This window comes from Streptomyces sp. HSW2009, from assembly GCF_040240285.1.
Lineage (GTDB): Bacteria > Actinomycetota > Actinomycetes > Streptomycetales > Streptomycetaceae > Streptomyces.
Window position 1 is genome coordinate 1 of sequence record NZ_JBEHZD010000062.1, and the last position, 22,998, is coordinate 22,998.

The window sequence follows — 22,998 nt, forward strand, 5'->3', positions numbered from 1 at the left end:
GCGGGGGGGGGGGGGGGGGGGGGGGGGGGGGGGGGGGGGGGGGGGGGGGGGCGCCGGCCGCCCGGGGCGCGGCGCCCCCCCGCCCGCTCGCGTCAGCGGTGGCGGAAGTGGGCCGGCCGTCTGTCGACGAAGGCCGCCATGCCCTCCTTCTGGTCCTCGGTCGCGAACACCGCGTGGAACAGGCGGCGTTCAAACCTGACACCCTCTGCCAGCGTGGTCTCGAAGGCCCGCCCCACCGCCTCCTTGGCCATCATCGCCACCGGCGCCGACATCCGCGCCACCGTCTCCGCGACCGCCAGGGCCTCGGTCAGCAACTCCGCCGCGGGCACCACCCGGGAGACCAGCCCGGACCGCTCGGCCTCCGCCGCGTCCATGGTGCGGCCGGTCAGACACAGCTCCATGGCCTTGGCCTTGCCGACGGCGCGGGTCAGCCGCTGGGAGCCGCCGATGCCGGGGATGACGCCGAGCCTGATCTCGGGCTGGCCGAAGACGGCGGTGTCGGCGGCGAGCAGGATGTCGCAGAGCATGGCCAGTTCGCAGCCGCCCTCGAGGGCGTACCCGGAGACGGCGGCGACGGTCGGTGTGCGGAGCGATCCGAGCCGGTCCCAGGCGGCGAACCAGTCGTTGAGGTACATGTCCACCGGGCCCTGCGGACGCATCTCCTTGATGTCGGCGCCCGCCGCGAACGCCTTCGCCGAGCCGGTGATGACCACACAGCCCACCTCGGGGTCGGCGTCCAACCGTGCGGTGGCCGCCACCACTTCCTCCATCAACTGGAGGTTGAGGGCGTTCAGCGCCTTCGGCCGGTCGAGCGTCAGCAGCGCCACCCGCCCGGTGCGCTCGACCCGGATGGTCTGGTACGCGACCTCGTCAACGGCCGCGGCACCCACAGCCGCGCCGCCTTGGGCTCCACCTGGCTGGCCCGGGCCAGGCTGGGACGCGGGCACGGTGTAGTCAGTCATGGTGCGGGCTCCCCTGCGTCGTCATTCGGTGCGGCGACCGGTGCGCGCCGCGAGGTGGTCTCACCGGACGCCGGCACGGGCCTGTCGTCCGGCGCGGCAGGCTGTGCCGGCCGTGTTGGTTGGATCGGCCGTGTCGACAGTGCTGGCTGTATCGGCTGTGTTGGCTGTGTCCTTAGGGTGTGCACGATGCCGGAGAAGTCCCGGTCGGCGCCCGCACCCGCGGCGTAAGCGGCGTACAACTCTGCTGCTTTCAGGCCCAGTTCACCGGGTACTCCGGCGGCCCGCAGTGCGTTGGCTGCCAGCCCGAGGTCCTTGGCCATCAGGGGTGCGGCGAAGCCTGGCCGGTAGTCGCGGTTGGCCGGGCTGGTGGGGACCGGGCCGGGTACGGGACAGTTGGTGGTCAGGGCCCAGCACTGGCCGGAGGCGGTGCCGGCCACGTCGAACAGCGCCTGGTGGGTGAGGCCGAGGCGCTCGCCGAGCACGAACGCCTCGCTGACGGCGATCATCGAGACGCCCAGGATCATGTTGTTGCAGATCTTCGCGGCCTGCCCGGCGCCGGCGGCCCCGCAGTGCACGGTCTTCTTGCCCATGGCGGCGAACAGCGGCCCGGCAGCCGCGTACGCGTCGGCGTCACCCCCGACCATGAAGGTCAGGGTGGCTGCTTCGGCTCCGGGGACGCCGCCGGAGACCGGCGCGTCCAGGGCCCGGTGGCCGGCGGCGGTCGCAGCCTCGTGCGCATGGCGTGCGTCGGCGACATCGATGGTGGAGCAGTCGATGAACAGCGTTCCCGGCCGGGCCGCCGCCAGCACCCCTTCCTCCCGGTAGAGGGCGAGCACCTGCCGGCCGGCCGGCAGCATGGTCATCACCACGTCCGCGCCGGCGACGGCGGCGGGCGCGGAGGCCGCCGCGCGCACGCCGGCCGCGGTCGCCGCGGCCCGGCGGGGTGCCGACAGGTCGAAGCCGGTCACCCGGTGTCCGGCCGCGACCAGGTTGGCGGCCATCGGGCCGCCCATGTGGCCGAGCCCGATGAAGGCGATGTGCAGGCTTGCGCCGTCCGTACCGCTCACCACGGCACCTCCTCGGTCCGTGGGCCGGCGGCGAGGCCGAGTTCCTGGTCGCCGAGCGGGGCGAAGTAGCGGGCCACGTCCGTCTCGGTCACCTCGGCGAGCGTTTCCGGACGCCAGTGCGGGGTGCGGTCCTTGTCGATGACCTGCGCGCGGATGCCTTCCACCAGGTCGTGCGAGTCCAGCGCCGCGCAGGAGACCCGGTACTCCTGGTCGAGTACCGCTTCCAGGGAGCCGAGGCCACGCGCCCGGCGCAGCGCCGCCAGGGTGACGGTCAGTGCGGTGGGCGACTTGGTGAGCAGCACCTCGGCGGCCTCTTTGGCCTCCGGGGCGCCGTGGGAGAGCAGCAGGTCGAGGATGTCGGGCACGGTCGGCGCGCCGTAGCAGGCGTCGATCCAGTGCCGCTGCGCGTCGAGCTCGCCGGGTGGGGTGTCCTGTACGTGCCGGGCGAGTACGTCGCGTACGGGGGCTTGGGCGAGCTGGTCGACGAGGGTGGGGAGGGCGGCGGCGGGGACGAAGTGGTCGGCGAGGCCGCAGCGCAGCGCGTCGCCCGCGCCCAGTGCGGTGCCGGTGAGTGCCAGGTGGGTGCCGAGTTCGCCGGGGGCCAGGCCCAGCAGGTGGGTGCCGCCGACGTCGGGTACGAAGCCGATGCCGGTCTCCGGCATGGCCACCCGTGAACGTTCGGTCACCAGGCGAACGCTGCCGTGGGCGGCGATGCCGACGCCGCCGCCCATCACGATGCCGTCCAGGATCGCGACGTAGGGCTTGGGATAGCGGGCGATGCGTGCGTTGAGGTGGTACTCGTCGCGCCAGAACGCCCGGGATGCGGCGCCGCCGGTGCGGGCGTCCGCGTGGATGGCCCGGATGTCCCCGCCGGCGCAGAGCCCGCGCTCGCCGGCTCCGGTGAGGACGACGGTCTCCACCGCGGGATCGTCCTGCCAGTCATCCAGTGCCCGGCCGATGGTGCACACCATGGCATGGGTGAGGGCGTTGAGGGCCCCCGGCCGGTTGAGCTGGATGTGGGCCGCCCGCCCGTGGGTGTGCAGCAGGACGGCGGGCTCGGGGGCGGTCACCGGACGGCTCCGGTCAGCTCTCGCGCGACGATCACGCGCATGATCTCGTTGGTCCCTTCCAGGATCTGGTGGACCCGGAGGTCCCGGACGATCTTTTCGATGCCGTACTCGCTGAGGTAGCCGTATCCGCCGTGGAGTTGGAGGGCCCGGTCGGCGACGGAGTAGCCGGTGTCGGTGGCGAATTGCTTGGCCATGGCGCACAGGTGCGGCGCCGCCGGGTCCGCCCGGTCGAGTGCGGCGGCAGCCTGGCGCACCAGGGCGCGGGCTGCGGCGAGTTCGGTGGCCATGTCGGCCAGGCGGAACTGGAGCGCCTGCGCTTCGAGGAGCGGTTTCCCGAACGCCTGCCGGTCGGCGAGGTGGGTCAGGGCGCGGTGGAGTGCGTTCTGGGCGCCGCCGAGCGAGCAGGCTGCGATGCCGAGCCGGCCGCCGTTGAGGCCGTTCATGGCGATGCGGAAACCCTCGCCCGGCGCGCCGATGAGTCGGTCGGCCGGCACTCGTACGCCGTCGAGTACGACCTGTCGGGTGGGTTGGGCGTTCCAGCCCATCTTCTGTTCGTTGGCGCCGAACGACAGCCCGGGGTCCCCCCGTTCGACCACGAAGGCGGAGACGCCGCCGGGTCCGGAGGCGCCGGTGCGGGCCATGACGAGGTAGAGGTGGCTGGCGCCGGCCCCGGAGATGAACTGTTTGACGCCGGTCAGCACGTAGTGGTCGCCCTCGCGGGTGGCCCGGGTGGTGAGCGCCGCGGCGTCCGAGCCGGCCGCCGGCTCGGTCAGGCAGTAGCTGCCCAGCGCCTCGGCGGTGCACAGGTCCGGCAGCCAGCGGGCGCGCTGGGTGTCGTCGCCGTACCGGTCGATCATCCAGCCGACCATGTTGTGGATCGACAGGTAGCCGGCGATGGAAGGGCAGCCGCTGGCCAGGGCCTCGAAAACCAGGACGCCGTCGGCGCGGCTGAGCGCCGAGCCGCCCCATTCCTCGCGTACGTACGCGCCGGCGAGGCCGACGGCGGCTGCCTTGCGGAGTACGTCGAAGGGAAAGTGCTTGTCGCGGTCCCAGGCCAGGGCGTGCGGGGTGAGGTGTTCCTCGGCGAAGTCCAAGGTCACTTCTGCTAGGGCGAGTTGGTCCTTGGTGAGGGTGCCGTCCACGCCGCTCATCCCATCGTCGGGATCGTGAAGTTCGCGCCTTCCTTGGCCCCGGATGGCCAGCGCGAGGTGACGGTCTTGGTGCGGGTGTAGAAGCGGATGGAGTCGGGCCCGTGCTGGCCGAGGTCGCCGAAGCCGGAGCGCTTCCAGCCGCCGAAGGTGTGGTAGGCGACGGGGACCGGGATCGGCACGTTGACGCCGACCATGCCGGTGTTCACGCGGCGGGTGAAGTCGCGTGCGGTGTCCCCGTCACGGGTGAAGATCGCGACGCCGTTGCCGTACGGGTGCTCGCTGGGGAGCCGCAGCGCCTCGGCGTAGTCGGCAGCGCGCACCACGGTGAGGACGGGCCCGAAGATCTCCTCATGGTAGATCCGCATGCGCGGGCTGACCCGGTCGAAGAGGGTGGCGCCGGCGAAGAACCCGTTCTCGTGGCCGGGGAGGGTGAAGTCCCGCCCGTCCACGATGAGTTCGGCTCCTTCTCCGACGCCGATGTCCACATAGCGACGGACCCGGTCGAGCGCGTCCCGGCTGACCAGCGGGCCGAAGTCGGCCTCGGGGTCGTCGGAGCGGCCGATGCGCAGGGCGGCGATGCGTTCCTTGAGGCGGGCGACGAGGGCGTCGGCGGTCCGTTCCCCCACCGGTACGGCGACCGCGATCGCCATGCAGCGTTCGCCTGCCGAACCGTATCCGGCGCCGATCAGGGCGTCGACGGCCTGGTCGAGGTCGGCGTCGGGCATCACGATCAGGTGGTTCTTGGCGCCGCCGAAGCACTGGGCGCGCTTGCCGTGGGCGGCGGCGGTGGCGTAGACGTGGGCGGCGATCGGGCTGGAGCCGACGAAGCCGAGCGCCTGCACCCGGGGGTCTTCAAGGAGGGTGGTCACCGCTTCTTCGCCGCCGTTGACGACGTTGAGGACGCCGGCCGGCAGTCCTGCCTCGTGGAAGAGTTCGGCGAGCCGCAGTGGTACGGACGGGTCGCGTTCGGACGGTTTGAGGATGAAGGCGTTGCCGCAGGCGATGGCTGGCGCCGCCTTCCACAGCGGAATCATGGCGGGGAAGTTGAACGGAGTGATGCCGGCCACCACGCCCAGTGGCGAGCGCAGCGAGTGCACGTCGATGCCGCTGCCCGCGTTGTCGGTGAACTCGCCCTTGAGCAGGTGGGGGATTCCGGCAGCGAACTCTACGACGTCCAGGCCGCGTTGGAGGTCACCGTGGGCGTCGGCGACGGTCTTGCCGTGTTCGGCGGAGAGGGTGCGGGCGAGCGAGTCGCGTTCCGCGTCGACGAGTTGGAGGAACTTGAGCAGGACGCGGGCGCGCCGCTGCGGGTTCCATTCGCCCCAGACGCGCTGTGCCTGTTCGGCGTCGGCGATGGCTGTTTCGGTCTCCGTACGCCCGGCCAGTGGGACGCGGGACTGCACGGTGCCGGTGTTGGGGTCGTGGACGTCGGCGAACAGGCCGGAGGTGCCGGGGGTGCGCTTGCCGCCGATGAAATGGGTGAGTTCGTGGACCATGGGAGGTGCTCTCCTCAGGTGGGAACCGGGATGGCACGGCAGGCCGGCCGACCGCCACCGGATGGGTGTGCGGGGTCGGGTGCCGTGGGACGCGAAGGCCGAAGAGCCGTCACGGAACGTCAGGAAGTGGCGTGTCTACGCCGTGCGTTCCGCCGATTCGCCTGGGTCATGGGTAGCGACCGGTGCCATGCGTGTCTGCTCCATCCTCGTGGAAACACGGACCATCCCGCGGCCGGTATCCTGACTCCCGGATCAGCGCGCGCACTCCGCCTTCCCGACGGACGGGTCCGTCAGTGGCGTTCCACCTGCTTGAGCACGCACTCCCCGGTCACAGTGGCGGGACCGCGCCGGAATCGCACCGGCTTCCCTGACACCGCGGGCCTTGTTCACGAACATATAGTTGGACGTCCAAGTAAGTCCACCCCCACTCCCCCAGTTGCCGACCGGCTGACCCAGGCGGCTCACCCAGGCGGCCCACCCGGTGGCCCAGCTCCGAGCGGCCCGCGCCTGGCGCGCCGCGCCAGGCTGTCGCGCCCCGCCCGCTGCCCCGGCGTACGGCGCTGACCTGCTCGGACACCGGGTACGACGGGTCGGTACGGGGCTGCCGCGCAGCCCGGGCGGCCAACGTCCGGCGCGGCAGGGCGTGCCGGTCCGGCGCTCCGGCCAACGCCTCACCACAGGTGACCCACCTCACCCACACCGGCTGGGCCACCCACCCCACCGGTCGGCGTCTGCGGTTAGGCTGACTGGCGCAGCAGGTTCGCCCCGTCCGCCAGGCGGGACGCGTCGTAAGAGGGAACCCGGTGGGAATCCGGGACTGCCCCGCAGCGGTGAGTGGGAACGACAGTCGTCATACGCACTGGGTCCAGGTGGCCTGGGAAGCGACGGCCAGTAGGTGTCTCGTACGTCAGGGACGCGCCCGCGAGTCCGAAGACCTGCCCGCTGCCCGCGCCCGGGCCACCGTGCGCGGTTGTTTCGGTGACCTCGCGGGAAGGTCGGCGTGCCCACCGGGTGGGCGGTTGCGCTGTCGTGGCGCAGGCGCGGCCACCCGGCTGTTCACTCCTTCGCCCGCTCGGTCCGCCGAGACCTCAGGGATTCATCTCGCGAAGGAGATCTCCGTGACAGCGAAGTCCGCAGCCGCGGCAGCACGGGCCACCGTGTACGGCTACCCCCGGCAGGGGCAGGGCCGGGAGTTGAAGAAGGCGGTCGAGGGTTACTGGCGGGGCCGGGTCGACGCCGACGCCCTCGCGGCCACCGCCGCCGAACTCCGCGCCGACACCTGGCGCCAACTCGCCGCAGCCGGCATCCACGAGGTGCCCACCGGCGACTTCTCGTACTACGACCATGTCCTGGACACCACCGTCATGCTCGGCGCGGTCCCCGAGCGGCACCGGGCGTCCGTCGCGGCCCATCCGCTGGACGGCTACTTCGCCATGGCCCGCGGCACCCAGCAGGTGGCGCCGCTGGAGATGACGAAGTGGTTCGACACCAACTACCACTACCTGGTGCCGGAGTTGGGGCCAGGGACGGCCTTCTCCGCCAACTCGACCAAGCAGGTCGGCGAGTTGAAGGAAGCCCTCGCGCTCGACCTGGCAGCCCGGCCGGTACTGGTGGGGCCCGTCACCTATCTGCTGCTGGCCAAGCCGGCGCCGGGGGTGGCGGCCGACTTCGACCCGCTGACGCTGCTCGACCGGGTGCTGCCGGTGTACGCGGAGGTGCTGGCCGATCTGCGGGCGGCGGGCGCCGGGTGGGTGCAGCTCGACGAGCCGGCCCTGGTACAGGACCGTACGCCGGCCGAGTTGGCCGCCGCCGAGCGCGCCTACCACGCGCTGGGGGCGTTGGCCGACCGGCCGAAGCTGCTGGTCGCCTCGTACTTCGACCGGCTCGGGGAGGCGCTGCCGCTGCTGGCCAAGGCGCCGGTGGACGGGCTCGCCCTGGACTTCACGCGGTCCGCCGCCGGCCAGTTGGACGCGCTCGCCGCGGCCGGCGGGCTGCCGGGCAAGCGGCTGGTGGCGGGCGTCGTGGACGGTCGCAACGTCTGGGTCAACGACCTGGCCGCGTCGCTGAGCACCCTCGGCACCCTGCTTGGCCTCGCCAACCGCGTGGACGTCGCCGCCTCCTGCTCGCTGCTGCACGTACCTCTGGACGCATCGGCCGAGCGGGACGTGGAGCCGCAGCTCCTGCGCTGGTTGGCGTTCGCCCGACAGAAGGTGGGCGAGGTCGTCACCCTGGCGACCGGGTTGACCCGCGGAACGGATGCCATCGCCGCCGAACTGGCCGCGAATCGGACCGACTTGGCGTCCCGGGCCGGGTCGCCGATCACCCGCGATCCGGCGGTGCGGGCCCGTGCCGCGGCGGTGACGGACGCCGCCGCGCGCCGCTCCCAGCCGTACGCCGAACGGTCCGCAGCCCAGCGCGCCCACCTCGGGCTGCCGCTGCTGCCGACGACGACCATCGGTTCGTTCCCACAGACCGCCGCGTTGCGCACGGCCCGTGCCGACCTGCGGGCCGGGCGCATCGACGCGGCCGGGTACGAGGAGCGCATCAGGGCGGAGATCCGCGAGGTGATCGCCTTCCAGGAGCGGGCCGGGCTCGACGTCCTGGTGCACGGCGAGGCCGAGCGCAACGACATGGTGCAGTACTTCGCCGAGCGGCTTTCCGGCTATCTGGCCACCCAGCACGGGTGGGTCCAGTCGTACGGCACCCGTTACGTGCGTCCGCCGATCCTGGCCGGCGACGTCGCGCGCCCGGAACCGATGACGGTGGCCTGGACGACGTACGCACAGTCACTGACCGGCCGCCCGGTCAAGGGCATGCTGACCGGCCCGGTGACGATGCTGGCCTGGTCCTTCGTCCGCGACGACCAGCCGCTGGGTGACACGGCCCGGCAGGTGGCGCTGGCGTTGCGGGACGAGGTGGCCGACCTGGAGGCGGCCGGCACCGCGGTCATCCAGGTGGACGAACCGGCGCTGCGCGAGACGCTGCCGCTGCGCGCCGCCGACCGGCCCGGCTATCTCGCGTGGGCGACCGAGGCGTTCCGGCTGACCACCGCTGGCGTACGGCCGGACACCCAGATCCACACCCATATGTGCTACGCGGAGTTCGGTGACATCGTGCAGGCCATCGACGACCTCGATGCGGACGTCATCTCGCTGGAGGCGGCCCGCTCGCACATGCAGGTGGCGCACGAGTTGGCCGCGCACGGCTATCCGCGGGAGGCGGGCCCCGGCGTGTACGACATCCACTCGCCGCGGGTGCCGAGCGCCGATGAGACCGCCGCGCTGCTGCGGATGGGCCTTGCGGCCATCCCCGCCGAGCGGCTGTGGGTCAACCCGGACTGCGGTTTGAAGACCCGGGGTTGGCCGGAGACCCGGGAATCGCTGGCGAACCTGGTCGCCGCGGCCCGTACCGTCCGCGCCGAGAGCGCCGGTTCCTGACCGCACCGCAGGTCAGCGGGTCGACACGGGACCGTACCGCCGCCGGGTCCGCGGCGGCGGTGATCGCCACCCGGGTGCGCCGAGCGTGCCCGGGTGGTGTGGGCCCGGGTGGTGTGGGCCCGGCGGGTGGCGGACCGCCGGGTGGCGGACCACCGGGGCCCGCACGGCAGACCGGCCCGCGGCTCCGGGTTCGGACGCCCGGCTGCTCGCGGCGCAGGGCGCGAGGGCAGGCGGTCGGAGGTTCGGGCGGACAGGGGCACGGGCCGGCGGTGGTGATCCGTCGGGGCCGGGGAGCTCGCCGACCAACCCGCTGGGGCCGGGGAACCAGTCGACCGGCTGTCCCAGCCGACCGGGACCACGGTACGTACCAGCTAAGGTCCACACGACCGGGACCGCGCCGGCGAACGGCCCGCGGACGCACGGCCAGTGCCCCGGTCAGGCGAGCCAGCCAGGCGGGGCGGTCAGGCTGGCCGGTCAGGCGGGGCGGCGGTCCAGCACGGTTTCCTTGACGAAGGCACCGGGCGTGCAGCCGAAGTGGCGGCGGAAGGCCAGGATGTAGCCGTTGGTGCTGACGAAACCCACCCGGGCGGCCACCACTCCCACCAGGTGACCCTGTTCCAACAGGCCCAGTGAGTGATTGAGCCGCATCCTGGTGCGCCACTCCGAGAAGGCCATGCCGGTCTCGGCGCGGAAGGCCCGCCGCAGGCTGGTCGAGCTGGTGTAGAGGGCAGCGGCCCACTCGGTCGCGGTGCGCGCGTCGCTGGGGGTGCGCGCCAGCTCCCTGGCCACCGCCGCCGCGGCGTGGCTGGTCGGCCGCGGCAGGGGCAGGGCCGCCGGGTGATCCGCGCGCAGCGCCGCGAACACCTGCGGGTCGTTCTCGGGCACGTCGGCCGCGCGCATCCGGGCGAGCAGCAGCCGGCGCTGGGCATCGGTGACGTTCAGGGTGGCGGCGTCCGAGTGCGGCAGTGCGAACAGGTCGGCGTCGAAGGACTCGGCGAGGATCAGCGAGTCGCTGTCGAACCGGGCGCTGTGCCACAGCCCCGCCGGTATCCACAGCGCGATCGAGGGCGACAGTTCGTGGTCGCGCCCCTGCGCGCAGACCACGATCCGCCCCACCGGTACGTACAGGAACTGGTGGTAGTCGTGGACGTGGGGCGGGTGTCCGCCCGCGGCCACGAAGTCGTCGCCGACCAGGGGCACGACCCGGCCCGGCGCCTCGTCCCCCTGCACGCCCCGCAGCGCCGCCTCGGCCACAGCGTCCTCCCCTGGCCAGCCTGCGCATCTGACCCCTGATTGTGAACGGTTCGCCTCCGGCCTTGGACCGGGAGCATGCAGGTAAGGCTAGCCTAACTTCCGCGCTTGCCCAGGTGAGGAGCCCGGAAACCCCCATGACACAGATCGCCCCGCCGCCCGTACCACCCCCGACGACCGCCAGGACGAAGTCCGCGCGGGCCGTCCCCGTCGCGGTGGTGGCTGGCCTGACACTGATCGTCCTGCTCATCGCGAGCATCGGACTCGGTGCCCGCGACATCGCACCGCCGGAGGTCGTCAAGATCCTGCTGCACCCCGACGGGAGCGGCTACGACAGCGACGTCCTGTGGACCGAACGCATCCCGCGCACCTTCCTCGGCCTCGCCGTCGGGGCCTCGCTCGGCGCGTCGGGCCTCATCATGCAGGCACTGACGATGAACCCGCTGTCCGACCCGGGCATCCTCGGAGTCGAGCAGGGCGCCGCCCTCTTCGTCGTCCTCGGCATCCTGTACCTGGACGTGACGGGCGTCGCCGGCTACTTCTGGACGGCGCTGGTCGGGGCTGCGGTGACCGCAGCGCTGGTGTACCTCGTCGGCACCCGCAGCAATGCGGGCAGTTCCACCATCGGGCTGGTCCTGGCCGGGGTCGCGGTCGCCGCCGCGATGTCCTCCGTCATCACGCTGCTGGTGGTGCGCGACGAGGCCGTCTACGCGCACCTGCGGTTCTGGTCGGTGGGGCAACTCACGGGCCGGGCCGGCGTCCTCGGCGAGGTCGCCCCGTTCGCCGTCGTCGGCCTGCTGCTGGCGGTGCCGCTGGGACGCACCCTGAACGTGCTGGGCCTGGGCGAGGAGACCGCCCTCGGGCTCGGGGTGCGCGTCGCGCGGTCCCGGCTGCTGTGCGCGGCCGTCGCCGTACTGCTGTGCGCCGCGGCGACCGCGGCCGTGGGCCCGGTGGCCTTCGTCGGGCTGGTCGCCGCGCACACGGCGCGGCTGCTGGTGGGCGCCGACCACCGCTGGTCACTGCCGCTGTCCATGGTCTGCGGGGCGGTGCTGCTGATCGGCGCGGACACCGCGGGCCGGCTGATCCTGGATCACGGCGAGGTCCAGGTGTCGGTGATGACCGCCGTCGTGGGCACCCCGTTCTTTGTGTGGCTGGCACGCCGCCGCGATCTGGTACGGGTGTGAGCCAGGTGTCCCGTACTCCTGCCGTACCGCCCACCGCCGGCCCAGGCACCATCGGCCCGGGGGCAGCCACCCACCCTGCCGCCGCCCGGGCCGCCCTCGACCCCGTCGGCCTGGGTGCGGCCACCCATCCGAGTGCGGACCCGACGGACCCGAGCACGACCGCCAACCCTGCCGCCGCCGCGCAGGTGGTGGTCGACCGGCTGCGCGCTGGGCACCGGGCCCGCGGCCGGCGTGCCCTGCTGGTCACGGCCGTTCTGGTCGTCCTGTTGGCGGTGCTGCTCGCGGCCTCGCTGCTGCTCGACCTGGGGGGCCGGATTCCGCCGGGCGAGGTGCTGCCCGCGGCGTTCGGACTGCGCGACGGGCTGCCCGACTACGTCATCCACCGCATCCGGCTGCCCAGGGCGCTCACCGCACTGCTCGCCGGGGGCCTGTTCGGGCTCTCCGGTGCGCTCTACCAGCGCCTGATCCGCAACCCGCTGGCCACCCCGGACATCGTGGGCATCTCGGCGGGCGCGGGGGCCGGGGCCGCGACGGTGCTGCTGTTCGTACCGGCCTTCGCCTACGGGGTGCAGGTCGCGGCGGTGGGCGGGGCGGTCGCCATGGTGACGCTGGTGCTCGCACTCAGCCGCACCCGCGACGGCGTCGACACCTACCGGCTGGTGCTGGTCGGCATCGGGATGAGCGCGGTGTGCGTCGCCTACGTCAACTACCTGTTCACCCTCGCCGGGCAGCAGGGCGTCGCCCAGGTGATGCGCTGGCTCGTGGGCAGCACCAACGACGCCACCTGGGACGGCGTGCACGTCCTCACGGCCTCGCTGGCGGGCTGCGGGCTCGGGGCCGCGCTGCTCGGCCGGTCGCTGAACGGGCTGGCCCTCGGCGACCAGTTGGCCGCGGGCCTCGGCAACCGCGTGGCGCTCACCCGCACCGCGACGCTGTTGCTCGGCGCCGCCGCGGCAGCACTCGCCACCAGCGTCACCGGCCCCATCGGCTTCGTCTCGCTGATCAGCGGGCCGATCGCGGTCCGGCTGGTGGGGGCGGACCGGGCCGTGGCGCTCGCCGTGCCGACGGGCGCGGTCATCGTGCTCGGCGCCGATGTGTTGGCCCAGCACGCGCCGCTCATCAGCCCGGTGCCGACCGGGGTCCTCACCGCACTCATCGGCACCCCCTCGTTCGTCTGGTTGCTCCTGCGCCGCCCGCGCGGAGCCCGTACCACTCCGGGAACCCGCCCATGAAGACCGTACGAGCGGCATCCGCCGCCACCGCTGTCCCCGCTCCTGCCCCTGCCCCTGTTTCTGCCCGTGCCCCTGTTTCTGCCTCCGCCTCCGCCGACGGCTCCACAGCCGAAGCCGAATCCGCCGCCGGCCAGGAAGCGCGGCTCGAAGCGCAGGGCATCACCGTCGGGTACGGCACCGATCCGGTCATCCGTGAGCTGTCGCTCGCCGTCGAGCCCGGGCGGATCACCGCCCTGGTGGGCCCGAACGCCTGCGGCAAGTCGACGCTGCTCAAGGCGATCGCCCGGCTGCTGCCCCTCGCCTCCGGTTCGGTGCTCCTGGAAGGCCGGGACATCCATGCGCTGTCGACCCGCGAGGTCGCCCGTCGGCTCGGCATCCTGCCGCAGTCGCCGATCGCGCCCGAGGGCATCACCGTGGGCGACCTGGTGTGGCGGGGCCGGCACCCGCACCGGCAGTTCGGGCAGCGCCGCACCGCGGCCGATGACGAGGTGATCGCCGCCGCGCTGCTGTCCACCGGGACGGCCGCCCTCTTCGACCGGCCCGTCGACCAGTTGTCGGGCGGGCAGCGGCAGCGGGTGTGGATCGCGCTGGCGCTCGCCCAGGACACCCCGACGCTGCTGCTCGACGAGCCCACGACCTACCTCGACGTCGCCCACCAGATCGAGGTGCTCGACCTGCTCGCCGACCTCAACGAGCAGGCGGGCAAGACCATCGTGCTCGTCTCGCACGACCTCAACCAGGCCGCGCTGTACGCCTCCACGATCGTCGCGATGCGCGACGGACGCGTCGTACGCCGGGGCTCGCCCCAGGACGTCCTCACCGAACAGACCGTGGCCGAAGTGTTCGGCCTGGCCTGCCGCGTCGTCCCCCATCCCCATACCGATCGGCCCCAGATCTTCCCGCTGGGCCGCCGTCACCGCTCGTAGGAGAGAACCGATGCACCACCCGATCACGTCCCGCCGCCCCGCGCGTGCGCTGGCCGCCGTCGCCGCACTGGCCGCCTGCCTGGGGCTGCTCACCGCCTGCGGCGAAGACGAGGCGGACGACAAGGGCGCGCCCGCGGCCAGCGGCGCGCCGGCCACCGCCGGCTTCCCGGTCAAGCTGCCCAACGCCTGGGGCAGTACGGAGGTCAAGGAGAAGCCGGTGAAGGTCGCCACCGTCTCCGACGGTGACACCGCCATCGCCCTCGCACTCGGCATCGTCCCGGTGATCACCCCGGACGTGGAGGACGGCGGTGAGGTCGCCGCGTTCAAGCAGCGCGCCATCGACAAGCTCGGTGCGGGCGAGCTGAAGACGTACGACGACACGGACGGCACCGCGTACGAGGACATCGCCGCCGAGGAACCGGACGTCATCCTCGGCATGGGCTCCTGGTCGATGCAGGCCGACTACGCCAAGCTGACCCCCATCGCCCCCGTGGTCACCTTCACCGACAAGAAGCACGCGGACACCCTGACCTGGGAGGAGCGGCTGCGGACGGCGGCCAGGGCGCTGGGCCGCACCGCGGAGGCGGAGAAGGTGATCCGCGACAACGACAGGGCGGCGAAGGCCGCCGCCGCGGCGCACCCCGAGTTCAAGGGCAAGACGTACACGTACGCGGTCGTCCACCCGGAGCAGGTCAGCTTCATGTCCTACGCCGACCAGGACCCGGGCCCCTTCGAGCGGCTGGGCTTCACCAAGACCGGCAAGGCGCGCGGTTACGGTCCCGACAAGAACGGCGTCAGCCTGGAGAACCTGGACCAACTCGACGCCGACGTACTGCTGGTGACCTACCCGTTCGGCGACAAGGGCGTGCTCAGCCCGAAGGAGTTGGAGGGCAACAAGCTCTTCCGCTCGCTCGGGGCGGTCAAGAACAAGCACTTCGCCGTCCTCCCGTCGGAGAACTCGCTGGCCACTGCCATCGCCTACCCGGACGCGCTGAGCGCCCCGTGGGTCACCGAGCAGCTCACGCCGATCCTGGCGAAGGCGGTGGCGGGCGAGTAGCACACGCCCCGGTGCCCCGGCCGATGCGGTCGGGGCCCTGCCGGACGCAGGACGGTGCGGGCCCGCCCGGAGGGGAGCGGGCCCGCACCGCCCTGCGCGCCCGGGGGCGCCGGTCCGGGGCGGGATCAGCCCGGGCCGGGTCGGGCCTGAGTGGGGTGCGGCCGGGTATGGCGCCCGGTCGGCCGGGGCGGGGGCCGGTCAGCCGAGGCGGGGCCCCGTCGGCCGGGTGATGCGTCCCGTCGGCAGGGTCAGCACGCGGTGGCCGCGGGCGATGGTGTCCGCCCGGTGGGCGATCACCACCAGCGCGCGGTCCTGTGCCATCGTGGCGAGCGCCTCCTCGATCCGGGCCGCGGTGGCGTGGTCCACACCGGCCGTCGCCTCGTCCAGGATGAGCACGGCCGGGTCGGTGAGCGCGGCCCGGGCGATCGCCGTCAGTTGGCGCTCCCCTGCCGAGAGGGTGCGCGGCCCCACCGGGGTGTCCAACCCGCGCGGCAGCGAGTCGATCCACCCGGTGAGGCCGAGCCGGTCCAGGGTGTGGGTGAGACGGGCCCGGTCCGGACGGCCGGCCACCAGGGTGAGGTTCTGCGCGAGGGTGGCGCGGACCAACACGACCTCCTGGGGAACGAGGACGATCCGGGCCCGCAATCGGGCCTCGTCGAGCGCGGCGAGGTCGTGGCCCGCGTAGCTGACGGTGCCCGCGTCGGGCCGGTAGAGCCCGGCCAGCAGCTTGCCCAGGGTGGACTTCCCCGAGCCGGTCTCGCCGACGATGACCCATCGGTCTCCCGGCTCCACGGTCAGTGACAGGCCACCGATGACCGGGAGTCCGGCCCGGTACCCGAACTCAAGCCCGGATACGACGAGTTGACCGCGTGCTGGCAGGTCCGGGGAGAGCTGGGGGTGAAGTTGGGAGCGGGGCTGGGGCCGCGAGCGAAGTTGGGGTTGGGGTTGGGTGGTTGCGGTCGGCGGGGAGGACGCCGGAAGGGGGGTGGCCACGGCGGGCGGGGTGGTCACTGCCGTTGGGGTGACTGCGGCGGGCAGGGCGGTCGCGGCGATCAGGTCGAGCAGCCGGGCCAGCCGCACCTGGGCCTCGCGCGCGTCACCCAGCGCACCCGCCAGGTCTTCGAACCGGTGCAGCACGTCCCGGGTGGCGAGCACGAAGACCACGGCCACGCCGACGGTCAGCGCGCCGCGCCCGACCAGCACCGCACTCACCACCAACAGCAGGGCCACGCAACCCGCCTGGAGGAGGGTGAGCCGGTTCAGCCGCAGCTCGGCGCGCACCTGGGCCTCGCGCGCGTACAACAGGCGCTCGTTGTCCCCGGCGAACCGCTCCAGCCAGCGGGGCACGGCCCCCGACGTCCGCAACTCCTCCTGCGCGGGCAGCGATTCGGTGAACCGCGCCACCACCGCCGACTCGGCAGCGGCGACGGCCGCGTACGCCGGTCCGGCACCGCGGTGGAACCCGCGCACGATCACATAGGCGGCCGGTGCGAACGCCACGGTCAGCAACAGCATCAGCGGCCACGCGTAGCCGGCCAGCATGAGGGCCGTCAGGCCCAGTACGGCCACCGCCGTGACCAGGTCGGGCAGCGTGCCGCCGACGAACGCGGCGAGAGCGGCGACCTCACCGGTCAGCCGGCGCAGCAGGTCGCCGCCGCGGTGCGCCTCCACGAAACGCAGCGGGGCAGCCCCGACCGCGGCCGTCGCCCGCTCCCGCAACCTGGCGAGCACCTGCTCGCCGACCCGCACCAGGCAGTAGCGCGACGCCCAGGCGGTGCCCCCGCTGACCACGACGCAGCACAGCAACAGCACCACCCAGCGCACCAGCCCGTCCCGGTCGCCGCCGCCCGCCGCGTCGATGACCTGTCCGATGCACGCCGTCACGCCGACCGCCAGGGCGGCGGCGGTGAGGTTGAGCAAGACGGTCAGCGCGAGCGCCGCCCGGTGTCCCACCAGGAAGGGCAGCGCGCGGCGGAGCACGCCCCGCCCGTCCGGCAGTTCGGCGAGCAGTACGGGCGACTGCGGGGCATCGGCGTCGGCGGACGGTGCGGGCTCCCGGTCCGGCACCGCGCCCGCTTTCCCGTGCCCGCGCGGGGCGCGCGGCCCCCCGCGGGGGGGGGGGGGGGGCCCCGCCCCCCCGGGGGGCGGGCCGCGCCCGCGGGGGGGGCCCGCCCCCCGGGGGCCCCGCCCCCGTAGGTCCGCCCGTACGCCCGCCCGTACACCCGCCCCCACCGCCCTGACCACCTCGATCGCCCCGATCACCCTGCGTAAACGGGGCGGGATCGGCTTCCGCTGACCGTTAGGATTTCGTCCATGGCGGCCACTGGAACCGAGCAGCGAGGGGCGAGCGCGTACTACGTCTCGACCCCCATCTACTACGTGAACGACGCTCCCCACCTGGGCCACGCCTATACGACCGTCGCAGGCGACGTGCTCACCCGCTGGCACCGCCAGCGCGGTGAGAAGGTGTGGTTCCTCACCGGCACGGACGAGCACGGTCAGAAGATCATGCGCACCGCAGAAGCCAACGGGGTGACCCCGCAGGAGTGGTGCGACAAGCTCGTGGAGGAGGCGTGGAAGCCCCTCTGGGAGCACCTGGAGATCGCGAACGACGACTTCATCCGCACCACGCAGAAGCGGCACACCGACCGCGTCCAGGAGTTCGTGCAGGACCTGTACGACAAGGGCGAGATCTACCAGGGCGGCTACGAGGGCCCGTACTGCGTGGGCTGCGAGGAGTACAAGACGCCCGGCGAGCTGCTCGACGGCGAGGGTGACTTCGCAGGTCAGAAGCTGTGCCCGATCCACAAGAAGCCCGTGGAGATGCTGAAGGAGGAGAACTACTTCTTCAAGCTCTCCGCCTACGGCCAGCGCCTGCTTGAGCACTACGAGCAGAACCCGGACTTCATCCAGCCCGAGTCGGCCCGCAACGAGGTCCTGAACTTCGTCAAGCAGGGCCTGGAAGACCTGTCGATCTCCCGCTCCACCTTCGACTGGGGCGTCCCGGTGCCGTGGGACCCCAAGCACGTGATCTACGTGTGGGTGGACGCGCTGCTCAACTACGCGACGGCCGTCGGGTACGGCTCGGACCAGGAGAAGTTCGAGTCCACCTGGCCGGCCAGCGTGCACCTGGTGGGCAAGGACATCCTGCGCTTCCACGCGATCATCTGGCCGGCGATGCTGATGGCCAACGGGCTGCCGCTGCCGGGCAAGATCGCCGCCAACGGCTGGCTGATGGTCGGCGGCGAGAAGATGTCCAAGTCGAACCTGACGGGCATCAAGCCGCAGGACCTGACCTCGCACTTCGGCGTCGACGCGTACCGCTGGTACTTCCTGCGGGCCATCGCCTTCGGCCAGGACGGCTCCTTCTCCTGGGAGGACTTCAGCGCCCGCTACACCAGCGAGCTGGCCAACGACTTCGGCAACCTGGCCTCCCGGGTCGCCGCGATGGTCGGCAAGTACTTCGCCGGCACGCGGCCGGAGGCCACCGCGCACGGCCCGGCCTAACAGGCCGTCGCCGACGGTCTGGCCGCCGCGGTCGCGCAGGCCGATGTGAAGATCGGCGAGGAGCTGGACTTCTCCGGCGGCATCGCTGCGATCTTCGACTTCATCAAGCAGGTCAACGGCTACCTCACCGAGCAGGAGCCGTGGAAGGTCGCCAAGGACGCCTCGCCCGAGGGCCAGGCCCGACTGGCGACGATCCTGTACACGGCGGCCGAGGCGCTGCGCGGCACGGCCGTGCTGCTGGCCCCGGTGATGCCCGCGACCTGCGAGAAGCTGTGGGTCTCGCTCGGCGCCGAGCCGCACGTCGGCCCGCTGGCCGAGCAGCGCGTGCCGGCCGCCGGCACCTGGGGCGTGCTGCCCGCCGGCGCCACCGTCACCAAGGGGGAGATCCTCTTCCCGCGCCTTGAGGAGCCGACGAAGGGCTGACCCCCGCCGCACGCTCCGCCACGGCCCACCAGCCCGCACCCCGTTCGGCCCGCCGCGCATCCCCGCGCGACGGGCCGAACGGCGTTTTCGGGGCGGCTTGGGTGGCTGGGGTGGCTGGTGCTGCGGAGCGGCTGCGTGTTGCCCGGGGCCGGGCGGGTTCACTCCGGGTGATCGGCCCCCGGGCCGCCGCACTTGCCGACCCGCTGTCGCTCCGCCCCGCCGCGCGTTCGGCCGGCGCCGGCCCGTACCACCCCGGTCGCCCGGAGGTCTCACGAAGCCGCAGGCCACGCCCGGTGCGGCGGGTGGCGGGGCGGTGCCTGGCCGGCTGCCGGCGCTCTCTCGTTGAACTCGCGCGGCCCGGGCGTTGACGTTTCGCCAACCGATCGTTTAGGCCACGCACCCACCCTGGGAGTGATAGGGACACGGGAAGACGAGGACTGCTGTGCTGGATCAACGCGTGACCGTGACGGTGCACGGCACCGACCCACTCTCCCGGGCCGGGATCGTCCGCCACCTGCGGGACCAGCCGGGCGTGCAGCTCGTGGACGGGCCCGCGGACGGACGGGAAGGGCTCGTGGACGGCTCGGGCCCGCCCGCGCCCGAGCCGCCGGCCACGGTGGCGGTCGCGGTGCTGCTGGCGGGCCGGTTCGACGAACTGGCCGGAGCCGAGCTGCGCCGGCTGGTGCGCGGCGGCAGCCGGCGGGTGGTGGTCATCGCGGACGAGCTGCCCGAGAACGACCTGATGACCGTCCTTGAGTACGGCGTGCGCGCGGTGCTCTGGCGGCACCAGGCCACCCGCAAGCGGCTGCTGCGGGCCGTGCAGCGCACCGCCCGCGAGGACGGCGACCTGACGCCCGAGCGGATCAGGACCCTACTCGCCCGCGGCGAACGCACCCGCCGCGAGTGCGTCCGCCCGGACTGCGGACGGCGCGGCCGGCCGTAGCCCGCGACAGGTCGTAGCCCGCGACAGGCCGTGGCCCGCGGCAGGTCGTAGTTTCGGCGCGGGCCGGTCGCAGCTCCTGGCGCTGACCGCAGCCCCCGGCAGGTCGTAGCCAACGCGGTACGGGCCACGCGGCCCGGGCCCGGGAGGCGCGCCCGGCCACCCCGCTGAGGCCGGCCACCCCGCCAGGGCCAGCTAGTCAGGCGGGCTCACGCAGCCGGACCGCGCGACGGCCGGGCCCTGCAAGGCCAGCCCCCGCCATGGGCCAGCCCCTGCCATGGGCCAGCCCCCGCCATGGATCAGCCCCCGCCGTGGGCCAGCCCCCGCCGTGGACCAGCCCCGCCGGACCGCTCAGCGCGCCAGCGACTTCGTGTCGCCCATCACGACGACCGGGTGGCGGGCCGGGTCGAGCCGGCGGAGCAGGTCGCGCATGTGGTGCTTGGCGATGCTGACGCAGCCCTGGGTGGCGCCGCCGTGGTCCACGTGCACCCAGATGCCGCCGCCGCGCTCGGCACCCAGCGGGCGGGTCCAGTCCAGCGGCGACGTGCCGGGCACCCGGTTGTAGTTGATCGCCACCACGTAGTCGAAGGAGCCGGCCAGCGGCTCGCCCTCGATGCCGCTGCCGCTGGCGGTGAACGCGCGCGAGCGCTCGTACGGGAGCTTGCTGCCCGGGTCCTCGTCGAGGCCGCCGGCGTCGGTGAGGCCGAAGACGCCGATGGGCGAGCGCAGGTCGCCCTGGAGGTGCTTGTCGGTCCAGCCGCGGTGGGCGTTGTGCGCGGGCCAGCTCGGGCCCGGGCGCCAGTCGCCGTTGTCGGCCCGCTCGTACAGCACCGCCTTCGACCGCGAGGAGTCGCGGCCGGCGCCGGTCACCAGCAGCACCTGGCGGGCCCGGTCGGGGAGCTGGGCGAGCGTTCTCGGCCCTATCCCCGGGAGTTCGTGCGGCAGGGAGGTGGGGGCGGCGCGGCCGGCCTCGCTGCCGTTCGCCGCGCGCGGGGCGCTGGCCGGCGCGCCCGCCTTGCCGTCGCTCTTGCCGTCGCCGTCGCCGGCACCGCAGGCGGAGAGCGCGCCGAGCGTGCCGAGGACGACGAGTGCCGCGGCGATGCCGCGGGCTAACGGGAGGCGGTGGGGCGGCTGCGACGGCGACTGCGGGGACATGATCGCTCTCTTCCGGGGGCAGGGCGCTGGCCTGGGCCGACGCCGTTCGGTGACGCGGCCGGGACGGGCGGCCACAGGGGGCGAAAGCCGCTCGACGTCCGAACGCGTCATACGGGTCCAGTGTGCCGCTATCGGTCGGCTTCTCCGTCGGCGGGTCGCACGTCCGGGGCTGATGTTCCGTCATGCGCCGGGCGTGGTGGGGCCGTCCGGCCCCCTCCTGGCCGGGCGCCGGCCACGGGACCCGTCCCGTTCCGGCCGCCAACAATGGGGTACGGCCACGCTCGCTCCGTGAAACGGGAAGAGAACGCGATGGACGACGACACGCCGCACGCCACCCCGGGACCACCACCGCAGGAACCGGTGCCGTCGGAAGCCGCACCGTCGGAACCCGCACTGTCGGAACCCGCACTGTCGGACGCGGTGCCGGCGGAGACCGCCGCGCCGGATGCCGTACGGGCGGATGCGCAGAAGGCGCACGGCGCGCGGGGTGCAGTGGGTGCGCGGGACGCACAGGACGCAGCGGACGTACGAGATGCGCAGGGCGCAGAGGGTGCACGGGACGCAGCGGGTGCGTGGGACGCGGCGGGCGCAGGCGACGCGCAGGACGGTCCGGACACCGCGCCGCTGGTCTGGGGCGCGGACTGGCGGCCCCCGAAGCCGCCGCGCAAGCGCACGTACGACCCGCTGGCGGTCGCGCTCGGCAACGCCTCGCTGCTCGGCGTCGGCTACCTCTTCCTCGGCCACCGGCTGCTCGCCCTGTTCCAGCTCGCCGGCACGCTCACGCTGGCCGTGGTGGTGTGGGGGCACGCGGAGGCGTGGTGCGAGTTCGCCGTGCTCGGCTGGTGGCTGCTGACGAGTGCGCACGGCTGGTACCTGGCCCGCCGCGGCGACCCGCGGACCAGCGCGCGCGGCCACCGGCTGGCCGCCGCAGCGCTCACGCTGGCGGTGCTGCTGACCGCGGGGCTGCTGCGGTGGGACGCGGCCGGCATCCAGGACGAGGTGACCAGCGCCCGTGAGCGCGGCGACTGCGATGCGGTGCTGGCGGCGCAGGACGGGGTCGGCTTCTGGCAGCGCCTCGCGGACGCGCCGGGCGCGGAGCGCGGCGACGGCGTGGTGGAGGTGTGCCGCCGGCTGTTGGGGGCGCGGGACGAGTTGAACCGGGGTCTGTCGGGCGACATCGACACCCTCAAGCTGGCCAGCGGCTTCACCACCCTCTCCGAGGTGCTGGAAGAACCGGGGTACACCCGGCCCGTGGCCGTCACGCTCGACGCCTTCCTGCGCCGGTTGCCGCTCACCGATGCCTGCCGGACCGTGGAGGTCACCGACTGGCTGTGGGTCAGGGAGCCGCGTCACGACGTACTGGACCGGGTGGCCGGCACCGTGCGCCGCACCGCCCCCAAGGCGCTGGTCGAGTGCGCCGACACCCTGCACGGGGACCAGGACTGGGACCACGCCCGCGACCACTACCAGCAGTTGCTGGACCGGTACCCGACGAACCCGCTCGCCGACCGGGCCCGCAAAGGCGCCCACCGTGCCACCCTGGCCGGCGAGTTGGCGACCGTGCGCGACCGGCTCAGCGACGCGTACGGGGGCCAGCCCGCGTACTGCTCGAACCCGGCCAAGTACAGCGCGGCGCCCGCGGCCCGCAAGGGAGCGGTCAACCGGGCCCTGTTCTACGGGAACGACGAGTACACCGACCAGTTGCCCAAGGGCTGGCGGGCCAGTGAGGCGAGCAAGGCGGCGCTGATCGTGTGCGCGGGGGACACGGCGGCCACCGACAGCGGCACGGCCGTGGCGACCTGCCCGTACTACTCCGAGGAAACCCCGCAGCTCACCGGCGACGTGACGTTCCGCAAGATCGCGGTGCCGGTCAAGGTGTACGCGCTGCGCACCGGCAAAGTCGTCGCGGAGCGCACGGTGGAGATCGGCGGCACGAGTTGCCCGTCGCGCATCGAGTATGGGCACTACGGCATAGACCCTGGCCCGCCGGCCGACAAGCTCGTCACCGAGTCCCCCGCCGACGTCCGCACCGCCTTCGAGCCGCTGGTCAACCTCGAATGACCGGCGGCCCACCCGGGGGCGCCGGCCGCCGCCACGGCCGCGCACCGCACGCCACGGCGCCCCGGACCTCGCTCAGTCG

Annotated in this window: 15 protein-coding genes, 1 pseudogene and 2 riboswitches; of the genes and pseudogenes, 8 read left to right on the forward strand and 8 right to left on the reverse strand. The window is 73.4% G+C overall.

Annotated features, from left to right (window positions below; genetic code table 11):
• Positions 1–92: 92 nt before the first annotated feature.
• From AAHZ94_RS07730 to AAHZ94_RS07750, 5 genes are read right to left on the reverse strand one after another with little or no spacing between them, the layout of a single operon-like run.
• Positions 93–962 carry an enoyl-CoA hydratase gene (locus AAHZ94_RS07730; protein WP_349991621.1) on the reverse strand — a complete coding sequence of 290 codons (870 nt, stop codon included), beginning with the start codon at positions 960–962 and terminating at the stop codon, positions 93–95.
• Complete coding sequence (gene mmsB / locus AAHZ94_RS07735) at positions 959–1,975, reverse strand: 3-hydroxyisobutyrate dehydrogenase (protein ID WP_349991640.1); 1,017 nt, start codon at positions 1,973–1,975, stop codon at positions 959–961. The genes AAHZ94_RS07730 and mmsB overlap by 4 nt, the downstream gene beginning before the upstream one ends.
• A 50-nt stretch (positions 1,976–2,025) precedes the next feature.
• The gene (locus AAHZ94_RS07740; protein ID WP_349991623.1) at positions 2,026–3,099 is read right to left on the reverse strand and encodes an enoyl-CoA hydratase/isomerase family protein; all 1,074 of its coding nucleotides are present in this window, start codon (positions 3,097–3,099) and stop codon (positions 2,026–2,028) included.
• Positions 3,096–4,250 (reverse strand): acyl-CoA dehydrogenase family protein, encoded by a 1,155-nt coding sequence (locus AAHZ94_RS07745; RefSeq protein ID WP_349991624.1) that lies wholly within the window; start codon positions 4,248–4,250, stop codon positions 3,096–3,098. Before AAHZ94_RS07745 ends, AAHZ94_RS07740 begins: the two co-directional genes overlap by 4 nt.
• Complete coding sequence (locus tag AAHZ94_RS07750) at positions 4,247–5,746, reverse strand: CoA-acylating methylmalonate-semialdehyde dehydrogenase (RefSeq protein WP_349991625.1); 1,500 nt, start codon at positions 5,744–5,746, stop codon at positions 4,247–4,249. The genes AAHZ94_RS07745 and AAHZ94_RS07750 overlap by 4 nt, the downstream gene beginning before the upstream one ends.
• 213 nt (positions 5,747–5,959) lie before the next feature.
• Positions 5,960–6,139, reverse strand: a riboswitch (cobalamin riboswitch).
• 359 nt (positions 6,140–6,498) lie between these two features.
• Positions 6,499–6,691, forward strand: a riboswitch (cobalamin riboswitch).
• Positions 6,692–6,864: 173 nt separating this feature from the next.
• On the opposite strand from AAHZ94_RS07750, the gene metE reads away from it, so the two are divergent.
• Positions 6,865–9,183, forward strand: a complete 2,319-nt coding sequence (metE, locus tag AAHZ94_RS07755; protein WP_349991627.1) for a 5-methyltetrahydropteroyltriglutamate--homocysteine S-methyltransferase — start codon at positions 6,865–6,867, stop codon at positions 9,181–9,183.
• A gap of 474 nt (positions 9,184–9,657) precedes the next feature.
• Here metE and AAHZ94_RS07760 read toward each other — a convergent pair whose 3' ends face one another.
• Positions 9,658–10,437: a helix-turn-helix transcriptional regulator gene (locus AAHZ94_RS07760; protein ID WP_349991628.1), complete on the reverse strand. Its 780-nt coding sequence runs from the start codon at positions 10,435–10,437 to the stop codon at positions 9,658–9,660.
• Positions 10,438–10,571: 134 nt separating this feature from the next.
• On the opposite strand from AAHZ94_RS07760, the gene AAHZ94_RS07765 reads away from it, so the two are divergent.
• From AAHZ94_RS07765 to AAHZ94_RS07780, 4 genes are read left to right on the forward strand one after another with little or no spacing between them, the layout of a single operon-like run.
• On the forward strand, positions 10,572–11,618 hold the full coding sequence (locus AAHZ94_RS07765) for a FecCD family ABC transporter permease (RefSeq protein WP_349991629.1): 1,047 nt from the start codon (positions 10,572–10,574) through the stop codon (positions 11,616–11,618).
• Positions 11,615–12,850, forward strand: coding sequence for a FecCD family ABC transporter permease (locus AAHZ94_RS07770; RefSeq protein WP_349991631.1), 1,236 nt, complete (start codon positions 11,615–11,617; stop codon positions 12,848–12,850). Before AAHZ94_RS07765 ends, AAHZ94_RS07770 begins: the two co-directional genes overlap by 4 nt.
• Entirely contained in the window at positions 12,847–13,776 is a 930-nt protein-coding gene (locus tag AAHZ94_RS07775) for an ABC transporter ATP-binding protein (RefSeq protein WP_349991632.1), read from the forward strand. Before AAHZ94_RS07770 ends, AAHZ94_RS07775 begins: the two co-directional genes overlap by 4 nt.
• A gap of 10 nt (positions 13,777–13,786) precedes the next feature.
• Positions 13,787–14,833 carry an ABC transporter substrate-binding protein gene (locus tag AAHZ94_RS07780; RefSeq protein WP_349991634.1) on the forward strand — a complete coding sequence of 349 codons (1,047 nt, stop codon included), beginning with the start codon at positions 13,787–13,789 and terminating at the stop codon, positions 14,831–14,833.
• A 198-nt stretch (positions 14,834–15,031) separates the two neighbouring features.
• On the opposite strand, the gene AAHZ94_RS07785 is transcribed toward AAHZ94_RS07780, so the two are convergent.
• On the reverse strand, positions 15,032–16,900 hold the full coding sequence (locus tag AAHZ94_RS07785; protein ID WP_349991635.1) for an ABC transporter ATP-binding protein: 1,869 nt from the start codon (positions 16,898–16,900) through the stop codon (positions 15,032–15,034).
• Positions 16,901–17,146: 246 nt separating this feature from the next.
• On the opposite strand from AAHZ94_RS07785, the pseudogene metG reads away from it, so the two are divergent.
• Positions 17,147–18,763: pseudogene (metG, locus tag AAHZ94_RS07790) on the forward strand (methionine--tRNA ligase).
• A gap of 457 nt (positions 18,764–19,220) precedes the next feature.
• A complete protein-coding gene (locus AAHZ94_RS07795; protein ID WP_349991636.1) occupies positions 19,221–19,706 on the forward strand; it encodes a DNA-binding response regulator in 486 nt (161 codons plus the stop codon).
• A 348-nt stretch (positions 19,707–20,054) separates the two neighbouring features.
• Here the strand turns inward: AAHZ94_RS07795 and AAHZ94_RS07800 are convergent, their stop codons facing one another.
• The gene (locus AAHZ94_RS07800) at positions 20,055–20,858 is read right to left on the reverse strand and encodes a hypothetical protein (protein ID WP_349991637.1); all 804 of its coding nucleotides are present in this window, start codon (positions 20,856–20,858) and stop codon (positions 20,055–20,057) included.
• Between the two features lie 288 nt (positions 20,859–21,146).
• Between AAHZ94_RS07800 and AAHZ94_RS07805 the strand changes: the two genes are divergently transcribed.
• Complete coding sequence (locus tag AAHZ94_RS07805; RefSeq protein ID WP_349991638.1) at positions 21,147–22,919, forward strand: tetratricopeptide repeat protein; 1,773 nt, start codon at positions 21,147–21,149, stop codon at positions 22,917–22,919.
• The last annotated feature ends 79 nt before the right edge of the window (positions 22,920–22,998 follow it).